The 18,113-nt window shown below is 62.2% G+C and carries 17 protein-coding genes and 1 tRNA gene; 12 read left to right on the top strand and 6 right to left on the bottom strand.

All coding sequences use genetic code 11. The features are described 5' to 3' along the window. Positions 1 to 65: 65 nt before the first annotated feature. From mobA to VMP31_RS22545, 3 genes are all read left to right on the top strand, one after another. Positions 66 to 653, top strand: coding sequence for a molybdenum cofactor guanylyltransferase MobA (gene mobA, locus VMP31_RS22555; protein ID WP_325509952.1), 588 nt, complete (start codon positions 66 to 68; stop codon positions 651 to 653). 245 nt (positions 654 to 898) lie between these two features. Beyond that, positions 899 to 1,120, top strand: a complete 222-nt coding sequence (locus VMP31_RS22550) for a YgdI/YgdR family lipoprotein (RefSeq protein WP_325509950.1) — start codon at positions 899 to 901, stop codon at positions 1,118 to 1,120. Between the two features lie 131 nt (positions 1,121 to 1,251). After that, positions 1,252 to 1,328: transfer RNA gene (locus VMP31_RS22545), tRNA-Pro, on the top strand. Between the two features lie 87 nt (positions 1,329 to 1,415). Here the strand turns inward: VMP31_RS22545 and VMP31_RS22540 are convergent. The 3 genes from VMP31_RS22540 to VMP31_RS22530 all read right to left on the bottom strand — a co-directional run bounded on the left by VMP31_RS22540 (position 1,416) and on the right by VMP31_RS22530 (position 3,927). Then, positions 1,416 to 2,306, bottom strand: coding sequence for a chemotaxis protein (locus tag VMP31_RS22540; RefSeq protein ID WP_325509948.1), 891 nt, complete (start codon positions 2,304 to 2,306; stop codon positions 1,416 to 1,418). 52 nt (positions 2,307 to 2,358) lie between these two features. Next, positions 2,359 to 2,595, bottom strand: a complete 237-nt coding sequence (locus VMP31_RS22535) for a glutaredoxin family protein (RefSeq protein WP_325509946.1) — start codon at positions 2,593 to 2,595, stop codon at positions 2,359 to 2,361. Positions 2,596 to 2,775: 180 nt separating this feature from the next. After that, on the bottom strand, positions 2,776 to 3,927 hold the full coding sequence (locus VMP31_RS22530; RefSeq protein ID WP_325509944.1) for a DUF5610 domain-containing protein: 1,152 nt from the start codon (positions 3,925 to 3,927) through the stop codon (positions 2,776 to 2,778). Between the two features lie 256 nt (positions 3,928 to 4,183). On the opposite strand from VMP31_RS22530, the gene VMP31_RS22525 reads away from it, so the two are divergent. Then, a complete protein-coding gene (locus VMP31_RS22525) occupies positions 4,184 to 5,440 on the top strand; it encodes an OprD family porin (protein WP_325509942.1) in 1,257 nt (418 codons plus the stop codon). A gap of 68 nt (positions 5,441 to 5,508) precedes the next feature. Here the strand turns inward: VMP31_RS22525 and VMP31_RS22520 are convergent, their stop codons facing one another. After that, positions 5,509 to 6,717: an ammonium transporter gene (locus tag VMP31_RS22520; protein ID WP_325509940.1), complete on the bottom strand. Its 1,209-nt coding sequence runs from the start codon at positions 6,715 to 6,717 to the stop codon at positions 5,509 to 5,511. Positions 6,718 to 7,094: 377 nt separating this feature from the next. Between VMP31_RS22520 and VMP31_RS22515 the strand changes: the two genes are divergently transcribed. From VMP31_RS22515 to VMP31_RS22485, 7 genes are all read left to right on the top strand, one after another. Further along, positions 7,095 to 7,409 (top strand): YqjD family protein, encoded by a 315-nt coding sequence (locus tag VMP31_RS22515; RefSeq protein WP_325509938.1) that lies wholly within the window; start codon positions 7,095 to 7,097, stop codon positions 7,407 to 7,409. A 12-nt stretch (positions 7,410 to 7,421) separates the two neighbouring features. After that, entirely contained in the window at positions 7,422 to 7,802 is a 381-nt protein-coding gene (locus VMP31_RS22510; RefSeq protein WP_325509936.1) for a phage holin family protein, read from the top strand. Beyond that, the gene (locus VMP31_RS22505; RefSeq protein ID WP_325509934.1) at positions 7,799 to 8,143 is read left to right on the top strand and encodes a hypothetical protein; all 345 of its coding nucleotides are present in this window, start codon (positions 7,799 to 7,801) and stop codon (positions 8,141 to 8,143) included. The genes VMP31_RS22510 and VMP31_RS22505 overlap by 4 nt, the downstream gene beginning before the upstream one ends. A 173-nt stretch (positions 8,144 to 8,316) precedes the next feature. Continuing rightward, positions 8,317 to 9,480, top strand: a complete 1,164-nt coding sequence (locus VMP31_RS22500; RefSeq protein ID WP_325509933.1) for an EAL domain-containing protein — start codon at positions 8,317 to 8,319, stop codon at positions 9,478 to 9,480. A gap of 146 nt (positions 9,481 to 9,626) precedes the next feature. Continuing rightward, complete coding sequence (locus VMP31_RS22495) at positions 9,627 to 10,958, top strand: deoxyguanosinetriphosphate triphosphohydrolase (RefSeq protein WP_325509932.1); 1,332 nt, start codon at positions 9,627 to 9,629, stop codon at positions 10,956 to 10,958. Positions 10,959 to 10,961: 3 nt separating this feature from the next. Continuing rightward, positions 10,962 to 12,026, top strand: a complete 1,065-nt coding sequence (locus VMP31_RS22490) for an FUSC family protein (RefSeq protein WP_325509931.1) — start codon at positions 10,962 to 10,964, stop codon at positions 12,024 to 12,026. A gap of 117 nt (positions 12,027 to 12,143) precedes the next feature. Continuing rightward, complete coding sequence (locus VMP31_RS22485; RefSeq protein ID WP_325509930.1) at positions 12,144 to 15,104, top strand: HD domain-containing phosphohydrolase; 2,961 nt, start codon at positions 12,144 to 12,146, stop codon at positions 15,102 to 15,104. A gap of 175 nt (positions 15,105 to 15,279) precedes the next feature. Here the strand turns inward: VMP31_RS22485 and VMP31_RS22480 are convergent, their stop codons facing one another. Beyond that, positions 15,280 to 15,621: a YggL family protein gene (locus tag VMP31_RS22480; protein ID WP_325509929.1), complete on the bottom strand. Its 342-nt coding sequence runs from the start codon at positions 15,619 to 15,621 to the stop codon at positions 15,280 to 15,282. A 287-nt stretch (positions 15,622 to 15,908) separates the two neighbouring features. Here VMP31_RS22480 and dacB point away from each other — a divergent pair, with 287 nt between their 5' ends. Beyond that, the gene (gene dacB, locus VMP31_RS22475) at positions 15,909 to 17,351 is read left to right on the top strand and encodes a D-alanyl-D-alanine carboxypeptidase/D-alanyl-D-alanine endopeptidase (RefSeq protein ID WP_325509928.1); all 1,443 of its coding nucleotides are present in this window, start codon (positions 15,909 to 15,911) and stop codon (positions 17,349 to 17,351) included. Between the two features lie 194 nt (positions 17,352 to 17,545). On the opposite strand, the gene VMP31_RS22470 is transcribed toward dacB, so the two are convergent. Beyond that, the gene (locus VMP31_RS22470; RefSeq protein WP_414705486.1) at positions 17,546 to 17,992 is read right to left on the bottom strand and encodes a MarR family winged helix-turn-helix transcriptional regulator; all 447 of its coding nucleotides are present in this window, start codon (positions 17,990 to 17,992) and stop codon (positions 17,546 to 17,548) included. Between the last annotated feature and the right edge of the window lie 121 nt (positions 17,993 to 18,113).

Below are 18,113 nucleotides of genomic sequence, written 5' to 3'. Positions count from 1 at the left end.
AGGCTTCCAGTTATGGGCGATAATGCCCGCCGTTATATCACAGGCCCACCTTTGGAGGCTCCGCCATGCCTGCTCTCAGCACCCTGCCCACCTGCTCCGTCCTGCTGCTGGCGGGCGGCCGCGGACAACGCATGGGCGGTGCCGACAAGGGTTTGATCGACTGGCAAGGCCGCCCACTGATTGCCTGGCTGCACGAGCTGGTGCGACCACTGAGCGACGACCTGATCATTTCCTGCAACCGCAACGCCGAGCGCTATGCGCCCTACGCCGACCGCCTGATCGAAGATGACGACAAGGACTTTCCGGGGCCGTTGGCGGGTATCCGCGCCGGCCTCAAGGTCGCCCGTCACCCCTGGCTGCTGGTACTGCCCTGCGATGCCCCCAGGCTCGACCGGGAACTGCTACTGGCCTTGCTCAGCCAAGCGGGCGAACAGCCGGTGGTGGTGCGCCAGGGGGGCTATCTGGAGCCGCTGTTTAGCTTGATCCCCACGCGCCTTGTGGCCCAACTGGAAGACGCCTGGCAAGCCGGCGAGCGCAGTCCACAACGCTGGTTGCGCAGCCTCGCCATAGCGACAGTCGATTGCCCGGCAGACGATTCGCGCCTGGCAAATCTGAACACGCCTGAATTGCTTGAATCAGCGCGCCACAATTGATGTATAAGCCTCGCTAGGAGCCTGTCAGACTTAACACTGTTCTACTGCGGAAAAGCCGGAGTCGGCCATTTTTGCTGCTCTTTCTCGTTAAATAGCTCGCTATTCGCCTCGAAAGACCAACAAAACTGACTCGATCCGGACTTTCCCTCGCTACGAACGGTCAAGCCCGACAGGCTCCTAGGGAACTTGGCCGACCAGGCCTCGTCTCACGAATGTGCAAAGCCCTATTTACCAAGGAGATTCAAATGACACTGCGCACTGTTCCGGCACTACTGCTCGCCCTCGGCCTGGCTACTCTGGTCGGTTGTGCATCGCCTTCGGTGATCACCCTGAATGACGGCCGCGAAATCCAGACAGTCGATGCACCCGACTACGATTCCACTTCCGGCTTCTACGAGTTCGAACAACTCGACGGCAAACGCGCCAAGGTCAACAAGGACCAGGTTCGTACGGTCAAGGAGCTGTAATTCCCCGCTGCATTCAGGCGAGCCCATGCCGTCATGGCGTGCCGCCTGATCGCCGCCGAGCTCTCGACGGCTTAAAAAACGCGCCTAACCCCTTGTACAGCAAAACTTTTTGAGTACAATCTCGAATTATTCGGAGTGTAGCGCAGCTTGGTAGCGCGTCTCGTTCGGGACGAGAAGGTCGCAGGTTCGAATCCTGTCTCTCCGACCAGTTCCCAGTCTTTTCCAGCGTGCGATACGCGGTCAGGACACACAAAAAAGCCCGCTGATTGCGGGCTTTTTTGTGGCCGCTGGAAAGCTAACCCATGCTGGAAAACGCACGCACCAGGGCTTTGCTCAGGTCGACGGTGGAGAACTTGGTCAGCACATCGTTGGCCCCCACTGCTCGGGCTTTTTCGGTGTTCATGGTGCTGTCCAGCGAGGTATGCAGCAGCACATAGGTCTGGCCGATATCCGCCCGCTTGCGGATCGCGCGCACTAGGTCGTAGCCATCCATCTCCGGCATCTCGATATCCGAAACCAGCACCTCGATCGGCCGTCCCGACTCGTGTTCGGCCAGCAACAACTCCAGCGCACTGGCGGCGCTTCTGACCATCTGGCAGTCCAGCTCCAGCTTGCGCAGGGTGATCATGCTTTGCTGCAGGGCCACATGGGAGTCGTCCACGACCAATACTCGACGCCCCCTGAGCAGGTTGCGCTCGGCTTCCGAAAGCAGTTGTTCATCGAGCTCTTCGACAACCGCCGGGGCCAGCTCGTGCAGCACCTTCTCGATATCGAGAATCTGCACGATCTTGCCGTCGATCTGGGTCACCCCGGTGATAAACGCCTTGCTCCCGGAGCCGGCGGGCGGTGGGCGCACATCACGGGTCGAGCACTGGACGATACGTTCGACACTCTGCACATGCAGGCCTTGGCGCGAGCGACTGAGTTCGGTGACGATCAGGCAGCCGTCGCGGCTGTCGTTGTCGCTGACGCCCTGCTCGCCAATTGCCTTGGACAGGTCGATCACGGTCAAGGCCGAGCCGCGCAAGGTCGCTACCCCACGCACATGGGGGTGACGACTGGGGAGTTTGGTCAAGACCGGACAGGGAATGATTTCCTGAACCTTGAGCAGGTTGATTCCCAACAAGCGACCACTGTGCAGCCGAAACAACAGCAGCGACAAGGCATCCCCCAGCACCATGCTCATGCTTCTTTATCCTTTAGACTATGGGTTATCAAGCGGCTTGGAACAGGCTGACTCAGCGCAGAAACTCAACGATCTGTTCGGCTTCGAATGGCCAGTTCAACTCGGCACCGGTGTCGCGGCGGCGCAGCACCGGTATGCGTAAAGCATAGCGCTCAACCCAGTCTGGGTGCTCGACGATATCGACCAACTCGACCAGCAAGCCGTGCTCGACAAAGGGCATCAGCAACGCCTCCGCCACCTCGCATAGGTGGCAGCCAAGGGTACCGAACAATTGACATTCCGGAAGCATCTGCACGCACGCCTCAATTATTCACTGACATTCACTGAGGCTTCAGTCTAGCACTGCGCGCACAACCATCGACTCGATCCTTAGTCGCAGCCAAGGCCTGCAAAAGGCTCTGCTTAGCGCAGATGCATCCGTTGCGCATATATACGTGGCCGGGAACTGGGCGCGCTCGCGGCCTCGCGATCAAACCTCAGTGTCTTCTCCAGCAGCGGGCTGGGGCGCGTCCAGCAGAGGCTGCAAGCCTTCGAGCAGACGACTGTTAAGGCGCTCGGCTTTCTCCAGACGCTTGTTATCGAAACGCTCATCCAGGGAAAAACCGCCCTTGAGCAGGTCGAGCAAACTGCCTTTGCCGTCCTCACTCACCTGGTTGGCGCTGCGCAGCGCCTCGAGCAGGCTCTGGGCATAATCGAGCAGACTGGCATTGACCGCGCTGGCGGCCTGGCCACCCTGTTCGGCGACTGCGCTGTAGGCATCGGTAGCCTGGCGGATGCTGGTCTGGGTCAGCCGCAGGGACATGGAGGCCAACTGCTCTCCATCCATCTCCAGCGCCATGGCCCGGTCGAAGGCACCTGACAGATCACCGGAATAGAATTTATTGGATAACTCCTGCACCTGGCCGAAGAGCTTCTCCAGGGCCGCACGCTCCTGCTCGTCGAGCTCACCTTCGACGCTAACCTGCCAAGCCCCGATCTGCAGGCTCCCGGACTGGCTGCTGGCGACTACGGCACCGCTGTTGCCATTACTCGCGGCAGCAATGCTGCTTTGCGACCAACTGGCCGAAGCCTGGGCGATGGAAATACGCAAACGGTCGCCGTCGCGGGTCGTGACCGACAGCTCGAAGGTTTCCGCCTGAGCGCTCAAGCGTTCGCTATAGGCCGCCACTGCCGTGGTGCCGCCCTCCGCAGGGGCGGGCGGATTGAAGCGCTGATCCAGGTTGGCAAAGCCGTCCTGGATGCGCTTGTAGGTGTCGTCAATATCACTCGCCACCTTGCCTTGCAGCACGCCCATGCCATCGAGAATCTGCCGGGCCTCGGCAAAGCCCTTTTCCACGCCACTGCGGGCCTGGTCGAGAAGCTTTTGCAGCTTGCCGGTATCGGCACCGGCGGCTTGTTCGCTGTGCAGACGCTGCTCGATAAAACCGATTATGCGCCCGGCGACTTTCTCCGGGCTGTAATCATTGGCCTTACCAGCCAGTGCGCCGGGCTCCAGCCCAAGGCGCTCGGCCAGACGGTTGGCCAGCACGGCATTGGCATCGGCGACAGTGCGCACAACCGGCTGGGTGCTGCTGGAGGAGGGGCGCGTGGCAGAGGATGACGTCGAGGCCAGGGGGTTCATGGCAAATTACCTAGGCGGAGTATCTGAATGGTTGACGGCTGCAATAAGTGAAACTTTAGCTCCGGGGTAAAGCGCCCGATCAACGGTAATCTGGCGCACAAACCGCGCACAGCGACTGTACGGTCACTTTCAGCGCGCAAGGTGCGCGGCGGACCGACCAAAGTCTAAGGGTCAAGCCGCCTTGCCCGTGTTTTATTGCGTTCTGCTGTAATAGATCGGTCACAAGCCGACCCGCACACATGAGGAGCTAACAATAATGAGTCAATCTCCCCTCGCCCGCGCCGTGGCACTCGCCGCACTGGGCACCTGTATGACCCTGCCATCACTGGCCCAAGCTGAATTTATCAAGGACAGCAAAGCCAGCCTGGAGCTGCGTAACTTCTATATGAACCGCGATTTCCGCAATACAGCTTCGGACAAGCAGTCTAAGGCCGAAGAATGGGCTCAGGGTTTTATCCTAAAAGCCGAGTCGGGCTTTACCGAAGGTACCGTAGGCTTTGGTCTGGATGCCTATGCTGGGACGGGCCTGAAGCTCAGCTCCGACGATGACCTCGCCGGCACTGGCTTACTGCCCAACTCCTACGGCAATGAAGGCCCAGGCAGCTACGGCGAAGTGACAGCAGCGGTCAAGGCCAAGCTGTCCAACACTGTGCTCAAGGCCGGCGGCCTGATGCCCAAGCTGCCCATCGTATCCTCCGGTGACTCACGCCTGCTGCCCCAGGTCTTCGAAGGGGCCATGATCACTTCGCAGGAAATTGCCGGTTTGAGTCTCAATGCCGGCCAGTTGCGCCAGGCGAACTACCGCAACTCAACCGACCGGGAAGATATCCGCACCACCAACTTTGCGAAGGGCATCAGCGACCGTTACAACTTCGGCGGCGGCACCTACCAATTCAATGGCGGTAACACCACCGCGGGTCTGTGGTATGGCGAACTGCAGGATGTATACGACCAAAAGATGTACAACCTGATCCACAACCAGCCCATTGGCGACTGGAAGCTGGGGGCCAATCTGGCCTACTTCGACTCAGCGGAGAATGGCCGCAAGCTGGCCGGAAAGATCGACAACGACCTGACGTCCTTGATGCTTTCAGCCGGCATCGGTGCCCATACCTTCCGCCTGGGCTATCAGGACAACAGTGGCGACAGCCGCTTCCCTTTCCTCGGCGAAACCGATCCGGCGATTGCCAACTATGTGCAAGTTCTTGACTTCACCCGCGCCGAAGAAAAATCCTGGCAGGCGCGCTATGACGTCAACTTTGCGACCTACGGCATACCGGGTTTGACGGCCTTTGTGCGCTATATCACCGGTGATGGTTTCGATGGTGCTAACGGTCGTGAAGGCAAGGAATGGGAACGCGACCTGGATATCAGCTACACCGTCCAGGAAGGCACCTTCAAGAACCTGGCCTTGCGCTGGCGTAATGCGATGGTGCGCAGCAATGCGGTTGCAGCTAGCGGCGACCTCGACGAAAACCGCCTGATTGTCAGCTACACCCTGCCGCTGCTTTAACTACCGGCAACAGCCGTAAATAGAAAGGCCCGGACAAGTGTCCGGGCCTTTTGCGTTACACGCCTCGATCAGTCCTGGCTGAGCGAACCGATCTTATGCACCGACAGGTCGGCTCCGTAGTATTCCTCTTCCTGGGTCAAGCGAATGCCGATCGAAACCTTCAGCACGCCATACACCAGGAAACCACCCAGCAGCGCCACCACCACGCCCAGCGCGGTGCCGATAAACTGGCTGGCCAGGCTGACGCCGCCCAGACCGCCGAGCGCCTGCTGACCAAAGATGCCGCAGGCGATGCCGCCCCACACGCCACACAGGCCATGCAGCGGCCAGACGCCGAGCACATCGTCGATCTTCCATTTGACCTGGGTCGCGGTAAACGCCCAGACAAACAGCGCGCCGGCAATCGCACCGGTCACCAGTGCACCGACCGGATGCATCAGGTCGGAACCGGCGCACACCGCCACCAGGCCAGCCAACGGGCCATTGTGCAGAAAACCTGGGTCATTGCGCCCGACCAGCAAGGCCGCCACTGTACCGCCGACCATCGCCATCAGGGTGTTGACGGCCACCAGGCCGCTGACGCTGCCCAGGGTCTGCGCGCTCATCACGTTAAAGCCGAACCAGCCGATGATCAAAATCCACGAGCCCAGGGCCAGAAACGGAATATTCGACGGGGCAAAGGCCACCAGGCGGCCATCGCGATAACGGCCATCGCGGCGGCCCAGCAGGATCACCGCGCCAAAGGCCAGCCAGCCACCCACCGCATGCACCACCACCGAGCCGGCAAAGTCATGGAAGGCCGCACCGTATTGCGCCTCGAGCCAGGCCTGTACGCCATAGTTGCCGTTCCAGATCATGCCTTCGAAGAACGGATAGACGAAGGCCACGATCAGCACCGTGGCGCATAGCTGCGGGCCGAACTTGGCGCGCTCGGCAATGCCGCCGGAAATGATCGCCGGAATCGCCGCAGCGAACGTCAGCAGGAAGAAGAACTTCACCAGACCGTAGCCATGGCCCTCGGTCAGCACACTGGCAGGCTCCAGGAAGGTCACCCCATAGGCGACCCAGTAGCCAACAAAGAAGTAGGCCATGGCCGAGACGGCAAAGTCGGAGATAATCTTCGACAAGGCGTTGACCTGGTTCTTCTGCCTGACCGTGCCGACCTCAAGGAAGGCGAAGCCGGCGTGCATGGCCAGCACCATCACGGCACCCAGCAGGATAAACAGGGTATTGGAGCCGTGAATCAGGGTTTCCACGGCACTGTTGATGTTTTCCATCGGCAAAGAAAACTCCGTCGCGGGAAAAAGCACCAAAGCAGATCACTCCCAGCTGAAAATGCACCAGATAGCAGCACAAGCCGCACAACCGATCAGTTTCCATCCTCGGGCAAGGCACCAAAACGGCACGTTGCCAAACCGCTTATTAGGTACTAAATCCATAGTTATTAATGAGTTATTGGTGCACCGCGGCGTCCAAGCCAAACCTCGCAAAGCCCCATAAAGGCGCATAAAAACGAGCGAGCGCACCAGCGCAATGCAAGCGCTATACCAGCCTCTCCAGCCCTCGCTTCAGCTCTTGCGCTCAATTAAAGACGGAACCCTGGCCCCACAAAGGACTCGAACCCCCTACACTGACAAGTCAAAGGAGAGACACCATGGACCGTAAAAACCCTGTATCAGGCCAAGACCAGTTACTGGAAGAGTTTCAGGCGCTGGTTCGCGACACCGAACAACTATTGCAGCACTCGGCCAGCCTGGCCGGTGAGCAAGCGGAAGAGCTGCGCGAGCAGATCCGCAGCAGCCTCGGCCGCGCCCGTACCACCCTGCACAATGCCGAAGGTGCCCTGCTTGAGCGCGGCAAGGCCGCCGTGCAAGCCACTGAAGGTTATGTGCAGACGCATCCTTGGCAGACCCTGGGGGTTGCCGCCGCCATAGGCCTGCTGTTGGGCATGCTGATTTCACGGCGCTGATCGAGAATAAATATGCAAGAAACACCGTCATCCCCAAGCCGCGGGGCCGCACCGCGGCGCTTTGCCGGTGCCCTTCTGGGTCTGCTGCAGGGCCATGTGGCCCTGTTTGGCGAAGAACTCAAAGAGCAGCAGAGCCATACCCTGAGCTTGCTGGTGCTGGTCAGCCTGAGTCTGGCCTTCGCCTTTCTGTTACTGCTGGGGCTGTCGACTGCGCTGCTGATCGTCTTCTGGGAAAGTCACCGAATTACGGTGATCGCGCTGCTCTGCGCCTTCTACGTCCTGGGTCTGCTGGCCTGTCTGTACAGCCTGCTGTTGCGCGTGCGTAACGCCCCAGCCCCCTTCGCCGCCAGCCTGGAAGAGCTGGCCCGTGACCGCGAGCAACTGCTGCCATGAGCCTAACCGACCTGCCCGCCAAAGCCTCGCGCCGCGACTTGCGCAAAGCCATGCTGCGCATGCGCCTGGAGATGCACCGCCAGGAGCTGCGCCACGAAACCCTGGTGATGCTGCAACCGCTACGCCAGGCGCAGTACTTCAGCCAGCACTGGCGCGAAGAGCTGGGCAAAAGCAATGCACCACTTTGGGTCGCAGGCGGTGCCTTACTCCTGGCTACTCTCGGCGTGCGTCACGGCAATTGGCGTCGTTGGCTGCGCATCGCCCTGGTCGCCTTCCCCCTGCTCAGACGCAACCCGCCCCGCCCGCCGAACCGGACCACGGGCACAGACCACGCGGTCTGAGCCCCAGCGAACAGCATCCTGGCGCAAAGCCCCGGCAGCCAATGCCGCCCCCGCTGCGGCAATAACCCGTGGGCGCGGCACACCGGGCACACTGCCATCAGCCTGGCAGCAATATTGCTAAGGTAATGCCGGTGCCACCTATCGGGGCACTACGCTACCTAAGGATGTGCTTGGTGTTCGACGGTCAACCAGTCGCTGTCTTCCAACCCTTTATCGACACCGCCACTGGCCGCATCGCCGGGGTCGAGGCGCTAGCGCGCCTGCGCAGCGAAGACGGCCAGCTGCATTCCGCCGGTCCCTTGTTCAGCGACCCGAAAACCCCGCCGGCCGCCTTGCGCCGCCTGGATCGCGCCGTGCGCGAGCAAGCCCTGGAGCGCTTTCATGAAGCCCCGCAGGACTGGTTTCTCAGCCTGAATATTTCTCCCCGCTGGATCAGCCAGCTGCGGCCCGGGCAACCCTTGCCCAGCCTCAAGCAACTGCAGCGCAGCGGTATAGACCCGGCGCGTATCGTCTTTGAAATCACCGAACTGGGCGGGGCCACCCTGCGTCTGCCACGGGTGGTCGAGCGTTATCGCGAAGCCGGCGCACGCATCGCCATCGACGACTTTGGCGCGGGCTATTCCCAGCTTGACCGGGTGCTGGCCCTGCAACCGGATATCCTCAAACTGGATATGCGCCTGTTCCAGCAAGCCGCCCGCGGCGGGCCAAGCAGCGAGGTGGTCAAGGCCCTGGCGCAGATGGCGGAAAAGACCGGCTGCTGGATCATCGCCGAAGGGGTGGAAACCGAAGCCGAGCTGGACTTCGCCCTGGAATGCGGCGCGCGCTATGTACAGGGCTATCTGTTCGCCAAACCCGAAGAGACTTTTTTCAGCAGCAATGCCTTCGTCAAACGCTTCGCCCAGTTGCGTGACAACTATGTACAGCAGAAGCTCGCCGAGCGCGCCCGCCTGATGACCTTGCGCCAGCAGCTGAGCGAACTGATGAACAGCTTCAAGCTCTGGGTGGAAAGCGGCTCACCGGAGCACCTGCTGCCGCTACCCAAGGCCTACCCCTGGCTGCTGCGCATCTACCAGTGCGACCGCCACGGCACCCAGCTCACCGCCAATCTGGAGTGGCGCAACAACACCTGGCACAGCGACGCGCGCTATGTCGGGCATAACTGGTCGTGGCGGCCCTACTTCTATCAGCTGCTCGCCGAAGGCTGGGACGAACGCCGACTGATTCTCTCCAGCACCTACCGCGACGCCACAACCAACCAGTACTGCCTAACCGCCGGGCAATTTATCGAAAACGGCAAACGCCTGCTGCTGATGGACATCGACGCCGCAGGCTTCTAACAGGCCGCACTCGGCACGAAGAAAACCCCTGACAATTCAACGAGCCACTTGCAGCCGCCCCGCCGAACCCCGAAGCTAGGACCCAGACGTTTCCGTAGGGCAGCTCAATAGCGCCCCAACAAGCCACGTAATGGCGAGGACCTGCTTTGGATTGGCAAACCCTGCTCAACCGTGAACGCCTTGGCAAGCCGACGCACAGCGCCGATGAACTGGGCCGCACGCCCTTTCATAAAGACCACGACCGCATCATCTTCTCCGGGGCTTTTCGCCGCCTGGGACGCAAGACCCAGGTGCACCCGGTATCGAGCAACGATCATATCCATACCCGTCTGACCCACTCGCTGGAGGTCAGCTGCGTGGGCCGCTCCCTGGGTATGCGCGTCGGCGAGATGATCCGCGATGCCCTGCCGGCCTGGTGCGAGCCAAGCGACCTGGGCATGGTCGTGCAATCGGCCTGCCTGGCCCACGATATCGGCAACCCGCCCTTTGGCCACTCCGGTGAGGACGCCATTCGCCACTGGTTTCAGCAGGCCTCCGGGCGCGGCTGGCTGGATTCGATGAGCGCTGCCGAGCGCGGCGACTTTCTCAGTTTCGAGGGCAACGCCCAGGGCTTTCGCGTGCTCACCCAGCTGGAATACCACCAGTTCGACGGCGGCACCCGGCTGACCTACGCAACCCTCGGCACCTACCTGAAATACCCCTGGACCGCACGCCACGCCGAAGCCCTGGGCTACAAGAAGCACAAGTTCGGCTGCTACCAGAGCGAACTGCCGCTGCTTGAGCAGATCGCCAGCAAACTCGGTCTGCCGCAGCTGGAAGAACAGCGCTGGGCGCGTCACCCGCTGGTCTACCTGATGGAGGCGGCGGACGACATCTGCTACGGCCTGATCGATCTGGAAGACGGCCTGGAAATGGAGTTGCTCGATTACAGCGAAGTCGAGGCGCTGCTACTCGACCTGGTGGGCGACGATCTGCCGGAAACCTACCGTCAGCTCGGCCCGGACGACTCCAAGCGGCGCAAGCTGGCGATCCTGCGCGGCAAGGCCATCGAACACCTGACCAATGCCGCCGCCGAGGCCTTTGTCGAACAGCAGGACGCCCTGCTCGCTGGCAGCCTGCAGGGCGATCTGGTCGAGCATATGCACGGCACCGCCAAGCGCTGCGTGCAGAGCGCCAAGGACATGGCCCGGCAGAAGATCTTCCAGGACAAGCGCAAGACCCTGCACGAGATCGGGGCCTACACCACCTTGGAAATCCTCCTCAACGCCTTCTGCGGCGCGGCACTGGAGCAGCACGGCGGGCGCACGCCTTCATTCAAGAACCGGCGCATTCTCGACCTGCTCGGCAACAACGCGCCCGACCCGAACTGGCCGCTGTACCGCTCGTTCCTGCGCATGATCGACTTTATCGCCGGAATGACCGACAGCTACGCTACTGAAATGGCCCGGGAGATGACCGGCCGCTCAAGCCCGGTGTAAGCGATGAAGCATCTGCTCAAACAAGTCTTCGGCTGGCACGCCGGCCCACCCGCCTGGGGCCCGGCCATGGTCGCCGGCTTCGGTTGCGCGCTGCCGCTGCTGCTCGGTTTGTTCAGCGCTCATCCGGGTTTTCTCTGGGCCTCGGCGGGGGCGTTTCAGGCCGCTCAGGCCAACCCGTTGCATCGCCTGGGCATGCTGCGCATGCTGATGCTCTGCGGCCTGGGAGCCTGCAGCGCCGGCCTGGGCTTCTGGTCGGCGAGCCACCCCTATGCCAGCTTCTTTATCTTCGCCGCCTTCGGCTTTATCCTGGCCTGGCTGCAGCGCTTCGGCAGCGAAGCCGGCAAGCTGGGCATCGGTCTGGCTATCTGCCTGTGCCTGGGTCAGGGTCAGCAGGGCCTGGGCAACCTCAACAACCCCTATGCCATCGCCATGCTGTTTATCCTCGGCGGGCTCTGGGTGATGCTTCTGGCCTTCGGCCTGCGCGGCATGCACGGCCTGCGCATGTGGCCGTATATGCCGCGCTTTATCAGCATCTTCAAGGTGCTCAAGCGCCACGCCAAGCGTCTGCCGCAGCAGCAATGGCGGCTGCATGCCCTGAGCTGCACCCTGGCCTTCGCCCTGGCGGGACTGGTCGTCAATATGGCTGGGCTGGAGCGCGGCTACTGGTTGACCCTGACCGTAGTCACCACCCTGCAGCTGGATTTCCAGGGCAGCCTGGTGCGCGCCCTGCAATCGATCCTGGCCAGCATAACGGCGGCCGGGCTGCTGATCCTGCTCGGCCATAACATGCAGGACCCGGCGATGATGGTGGCCATCCTGCTGCCCTTGATCGCCCTCAGCCGCGGCCTGCAGGCCAACAATTACGGGCTGTTCGTACTGCAGACCACGGTGTGCTTCGTGCTGCTGGCGGAAAGCCTGGCCCATGACTGGAACCTGGCCGAAGTGCGCTTGCTCAATGCCCTGTTCGGCGTGGTGATCGCCCTGTCTATCGCCTTGCTGGTTCACGGCCTGCGCCAGCTGATAAGCAACCGCGCCCAGCGCCTGACAGCCAATCAGCCGCAGCCCTGAGCGCTTAGAACCACTGGCAATAAAAACTTTATCTTCCTCGGGACGTTCCGCCGGCAAGCCGTCGCGCCTTCACTATGCTTTGCTGCTAACAGAGCGCAAACCACAGGAGTGAGGCGAATGCCCGACCAAGTCCGCAAACGCGAGCGACGCGCACCGCTGCATATCCATATCAGCGCGCTGTTCACCTTTCTGCTCCTGCTGACTGGCATCGTTCTCGGCGTGTTCAATTACCGGCAAACCACCCAGATCATCCTCTCCAGCAGCAGCACCCTGTTCCAGCGTATCGAGTTGGAAGTGCAACAGGACCTGCTGCACACCTATCAACCCATTCGCCACCTACTCAGCCTGCTGGCTCTGCATGAAGCCACCCAGGCCACCGACCTGGAGGGCCGTCTGGCGCTGCTCAAGCCGCTGGTACAGGCGCTGCGCGACAACCCGAAACTGGCATCGCTGTACCTCGGTTACGCCGATGGCGACTTCTTTATGGTGCGCCCGCTGCGCAGCGACATGCTCAAGGAGCGCTTCGACGCCCCGGAGCAGGCCGCCTACCAGGTCTGGTCGATCGAACGTAGCGCCACCGGCACCGAGGCCAACTACCTGTTCTTCGATGGTTCGCTAAACCCCATCAGCCGCCGCCAGCGCCTCAAGGAAAGCTACGACCCGCGCAACCGCGACTGGTACAACCGCGCCCGCGCCGATGGCGGCCAAATCACCACCGCCCCCTATGTGTTCTTTTCCACTGCCGAGGTCGGTACCACGCTGGCCCGGCGCGCCGGCCTGACCACAGTGCTGGGGGCCGACCTGACCCTGGCCGACCTCTCCGATACCCTGGCCAAGCACCGGGTCACGCCGTCGACCGAGGTGGTTCTGTTCGACTCCCAGGGCAATGCCGTGGCCTACCCGGACAGAGAACGCCTGGTGACCGATGACGGCACGCCCAAGCTGACCCAGGCCAGCGACCTCAGCCCAACCCTTGCCGCCCTGCTCGCCAATGGCGTGGAGCAGCGGCAACAGGACACCCTCCAGTTGAACCAGCGGCGCTGGGTGGTCTCCCGCAGCCATATGCAGGAAGGCGGGCCCCAGGGCCTGCATCTGGCCCTACTGGTGCCGGAAGACGAACTGCTGGCCGACGCCTACCGCATCCGCTGGCAAGGTGCGCTGGTCACCCTGTCCACCCTGCTGCTCTGCCTGCCCCTGGGCTGGCTCAGCTCGCGGATTATCGTCAGGCCGCTGCGTTCCCTGGTGCTGGAGGCCGAGGCGATTCGCCGCTTCGATTTCAGCTACCCAGCGAGCGGCCGCTCGCCAGTGCTGGAAGTCGACCAGCTGGCGGTTTCCATGGCACGGATGAAAGAGACGATCTCCAGTTTTCTGGAAATCGCCGCCAGTCTTTCCGCCGAAACCCGCTTCGATCCGCTGCTGAAACGGGTGCTGGAAGAAACCGTGGATATCAGCGGTGCCAATGGCGGGCTGATTTACCTGAGCGATAGCGAGAGCGGCCGCCTGGAACCCCATGGCCTGTTTATCAACGGCCAGCAGCACAGCCTGGGCAAACACGGCCTGACCTACTACGACTTGGCCTCCAGCCAGATACCCGAGTGGCTGCGCCAACCGGCCAGTGGCGGCGGCAGTACGGCCACCTCCATAGGTTTCGACCAGGCCGGCGACTTCCAGAGCCTGCTGCAGGCCCTCGACAGCCCCAGGGTGCACCTAGTTGCCACCGGCCTGCACAACCGCCAAGGCGATACCCTCGGGGTCTTGTTGTTGCTGCATCGCGACCTCGGCGAGGAAAGCGACCAGACCATGCTGCGCCCCGAACGCATCGCCTTCGTCGAAGCGGTGTCCGGGGTTGCCGCCCTCTGTATCGAAAGCCAGCGCCTGCTGGAACGACAGAAGCAACTGCTGGACGCCTTTATCCAGTTGATCGCCGGGGCCATCGACGCCAAGAGCCCCTATACCGGCGGGCACTGCCAGCGCGTGCCTGAGGTCACTCTGATGCTCGCCCGCGCCGCCGCCGCCAGCGACGAGCCGGCCTTTCGCGACTACCGGCCGAGCGACGAGGAATGGGAGGCCCTGCATATCGCCTCCTGGCTGCACGACTGCGGCAAGGTCACCACCCCCGAGTACGTGGTGGACAAGGCGACCAAGCTGGAAACCCTGTGCGACCGCATCCACGAGGTGCGCATGCGCTTCGAAGTGCTCAAGCGCGATGCCTGGATCGCCTACTGGCAAGGCTGCGCCCAAGGCGGCGAGGCCGAACAACTGGCGCGCCTGCGCGATGAGCTGCTGGCGGCGCTGGATGACGAATTCGCCTTTGTCGCGCGCAGCAATATCGGCGGCGAAGCCATGGCCGAGGCCGATCTGCAGCGCCTGCGCGAAATAGCTGCACGCACCTGGCTACGCACCCTCGACGATCGCCTCGGCGTGTCCTGGGAGGAAGGCAAGCGGCAGGAACGCAGCCCGGCCGCGACGCTGCCGGTCGAGGAACAGTTGCTGGCCGACAAGCCCGAACACCTGATCGAGCGCCCCGCCAGCGAACTGATCCCGGATGACAATCCGCTGGGGTTCAAGCTGCAGGTACCGCTGCACAAGTTCAATCGCGGCGAGCTGTACAACCTGAGCGTCACCCGCGGCACCCTGACCGGTGAGGAGCGCTACATCATCAACCACCATATCGTGCAGACCATCCTGATGCTCAATCGCCTGCCCTTCCCGCCCCATCTGCGCACTGTCGCCGAAATCGCCGGCGGCCATCACGAGAAGATGGACGGCAGCGGCTACCCGAAACGCCTGAAGCGCGAGGACATGAGCCTGCCGGCACGGATGATGGCCATAGCCGATATTTTCGAGGCATTGACGGCGGTGGATCGCCCCTACAAGAAAGGCAAACTGCTCTCCGAGGCGCTGAATATCATGGCCGGCATGTGCCAGGGCGCGCATATCGACACACAGCTGTTCGGCCTGTTCGTGCGCGAGAAAATCTACCTAAGCTATGCCGAGCGGTTTCTCGGGCGCGAACAAATCGATGAGGTGGACGAGGCTGCCGTACTGGCCAAGGCGGGGCTGCCGGCGCAGGCGTAGATATGCGGCGGGGCCGCGATCGGTAGGGGCGGTGTGCGCTTAAGCGCCGACGCCTGAGCGCAACGCAGTACTGAGGACATAGCCAAAAAAAACGGGGCCGGGTATGCGTGGTGCATACCCGGCCCCGTTTATTGCCAGCCTGGGTTCTGCCTTGTCGGCGAACCCGGCTGAAGGATCAGGCCTGATTGATCGGGCTGTCCGGGTACCACACATCCATCAACGGGCTGACGGTGAAGTCAACCAGCTCAGCGCGGCCTTTCAGCCAGGCTTCAACCTGGGCGCGCTGCTCTTCGTTGACCGAGCCACGCTTGGCCAGGCACACCAGACCGTAGTCGTCGCCGCCCACATAGCCCAGGCCATTGGCGGTCATGGCGTCACTCAGGAACTGATCAAGAAACGCATCCATGACTTCTTCAGCCAGATCGTCCTTGAAGTTCAGGTTCAGCTCAAAACCCAGCTCCTGGAATTCATCCACGCAGAGTTTTTTGCGCAGACGGCGGGAACGGTTAGTAGCCATGGAACAATCCTCAAAAGTGATAACGCCGCGCACTCTAGCAGTTTCGCCGCCCAAACGCCCGCTCCGCAGCCAGGCAACGCGCGAATGGAACGGGCACAGGCCATGCACTTATCGAGGTAAAGGCCACCCCAGAGCTCTCGCGCAAAGAAAAACCCGCGCCCTGAGCCCTACCGACCAGGCAACCCGCGTAGGCTTGGGGCATAATTGCCAACTTCATCCCAAATCGCGATGGGATCGCTATCCATGTCTCGCGTCACCTCTATCCCTCAGCTGGAGGGTACCTGCCCATGATCAATACCCTGCGTCGCCTGGCTCTCGGCAGCCTGCTCGCCTCCCTGGCCCTGCCCCTGCACGCCGCTGGCCTGCCGAGCAAGGTCGAGCAATCGCTGAAAGCCAACAAGATCAGCACCCAATCCCTGTCGCTGGTGACAGTGCCGCTCAATGGCCCTGGTAGCAGCACCTTTTTCAACGCCGACATTTCCGTCAACCCGGCTTCCACCATGAAGCTGGTGACCACCTATGCGGCGCTCGAACTGCTCGGCCCGACCCACCAGTGGAAAACCGAATTCTTCACCGACGGCCAACTGAAGAACGGCGTGCTCAACGGCAACCTGTACCTCAAGGGCGGCGGCGACCCCAAGCTGAATATGGAGAAGCTCTGGCTGCTGCTGCGTGACCTGCGCGCCAACGGTGTGCAACAGGTGAGCGGCGATCTGGTGCTCGACCGCAGTCACTTCGTGCAGCCGCAACTGCCCAGCTTCAACGACGACGGTGGCGATTCCAACAAACCCTTCCTGGTGGCCCCCGACTCGCTGCTGGTGAACCTCAAGGCACTGCGCTTTATCGCCCGCACCGAAAACGGCAAGGTGCATATTGCCGCCGAGCCGCCGATTGCCAATATCCGCATCGATAACCGCGTCAAGGCCCTGCCCGCGGCCAAATGCCCGGGCTGGCCGGATGTGCGTTACAACCCGGTGACCGAATTCGACGGCACCAACGTGATTGTCAGCGGCCAGCTGGCCGAAGGCTGCAGCTCGCAGACCTACCTGTCGCTGCTTGATCACCCCAGCTACGCCGCCGGGGCTATTCGCGCCATCTGGCAGGAACTGGGCGGCAGCATCCAGGGCAAGGATCGTCTGGCCAATGTGCCGAGCAATGCACGCCTGCTGGCCCGGGCCTATTCCCCGGACCTGGTGGAGATCATCCGCGACATCAACAAGTACAGTAACAACACCATGGCCCGGCAGCTGTTCCTCAGCCTGGGGGCGCAGTTCCGCGACCCCGTCGACCAGGACGACGGCAAGGCAGCGCAACGGGTGATTCGCGCCTGGCTGGCGCGCAAAGGCATTACCGCCCCGCATCTGGTGATGGAAAACGGCTCCGGCCTGTCCCGCGCCGAGCGGGTCAGCGCCCGGGAAATGGCCAAACTGCTGGAGGCCGCCTGGCAAAGCCCCTACGCAGCCGAGTTTATGAGCTCGCTGCCACTGGTGGCGATGGACGGCACCATGCGCCGCCGCCTGCACAAGACGCCCCTGGTGGGCCAGGCGCGGATCAAGACCGGTACCCTGAACAACGTGCGCGCCATCGCCGGCTACAGCCGCGACAGCAATGGCAACAGCTGGGCCGTGGTGGCGATTCTCAACGACCCGAGGCCCTGGGGCGCATCGTCGATTCTGGATCAGGTGCTGATTGACCTGTATCGCCAGCCCAAGATCAGCGCCCAGCGCTAAAGGCCGGCCTGTACTAATCCTTCCCCGGCCGAACCGCTGTTGGCTGGAGGCCGCCGAGTCGCCTGGATCGCGGCCATGGGCCGCTCCTACAGGGCCTGTGGCGGGCACGCTCTTGTAGGAGCGGTCTCGACCGCGAATGGCGTAGGCCACGGTTTTGTGGCAATTACCAGTTTTATCGACAGCGCAGCGTCACCCTACTCCATCTCCCCACACAGCTCTGCCGCACGCAATAGCGCGGCGGTCAGGCTGTGTCGCTCCCAATCGGTCAGGGCGGCAAAGCGCTGGCGAAATTCCGGCGGCAGCAGGCTGGGGGCCTGCTGCACCAGCTCGCGCCCGGCATCGCTGAGCAAGAGCCACTGCCTGCGCCGGTCCTGATCGTCACGCTGGCGCTGCAGCAGGCCGCGCTCTTCCAGGCGGTCGAGCATGCCCGACAGGGTCGCCGCGGTCAGGCTGACCCGGCCGCTGAGGTCACTGGCGGTCAGGCGTTTCTCGCCGGCCAGCACCTGCAGGATCATCAACTGCATCGGCGTCAGCCCGCCAAAGCGGCTCAGGCGCTTGGCATGCACCTCCCCCGCCTGCTGGAGGCGTCGCAGGGCCTGGAACAGCGGCAGTTCGAAGGCCACGACAGATGACAAATCCATTTCAGTAGAAACTATTTTATCGGCCAAAACTACCTTCCTATCCGACATTAAACTTTGACATGAAAGCATTTATTTGTTTTGGTGTAAAAGGTTCGGCGAGCAGTTCGCAGGTAGCCAGCTG

The sequence above is a fragment of the Pseudomonas sp. genome (assembly GCF_035512415.1).
Taxonomy (GTDB): Bacteria; Pseudomonadota; Gammaproteobacteria; order Pseudomonadales; family Pseudomonadaceae; genus Aquipseudomonas.
The sequence above is the reverse complement of the archived record's forward strand: the minus strand, read 5'-3'. Positions and strand labels throughout refer to the sequence as shown.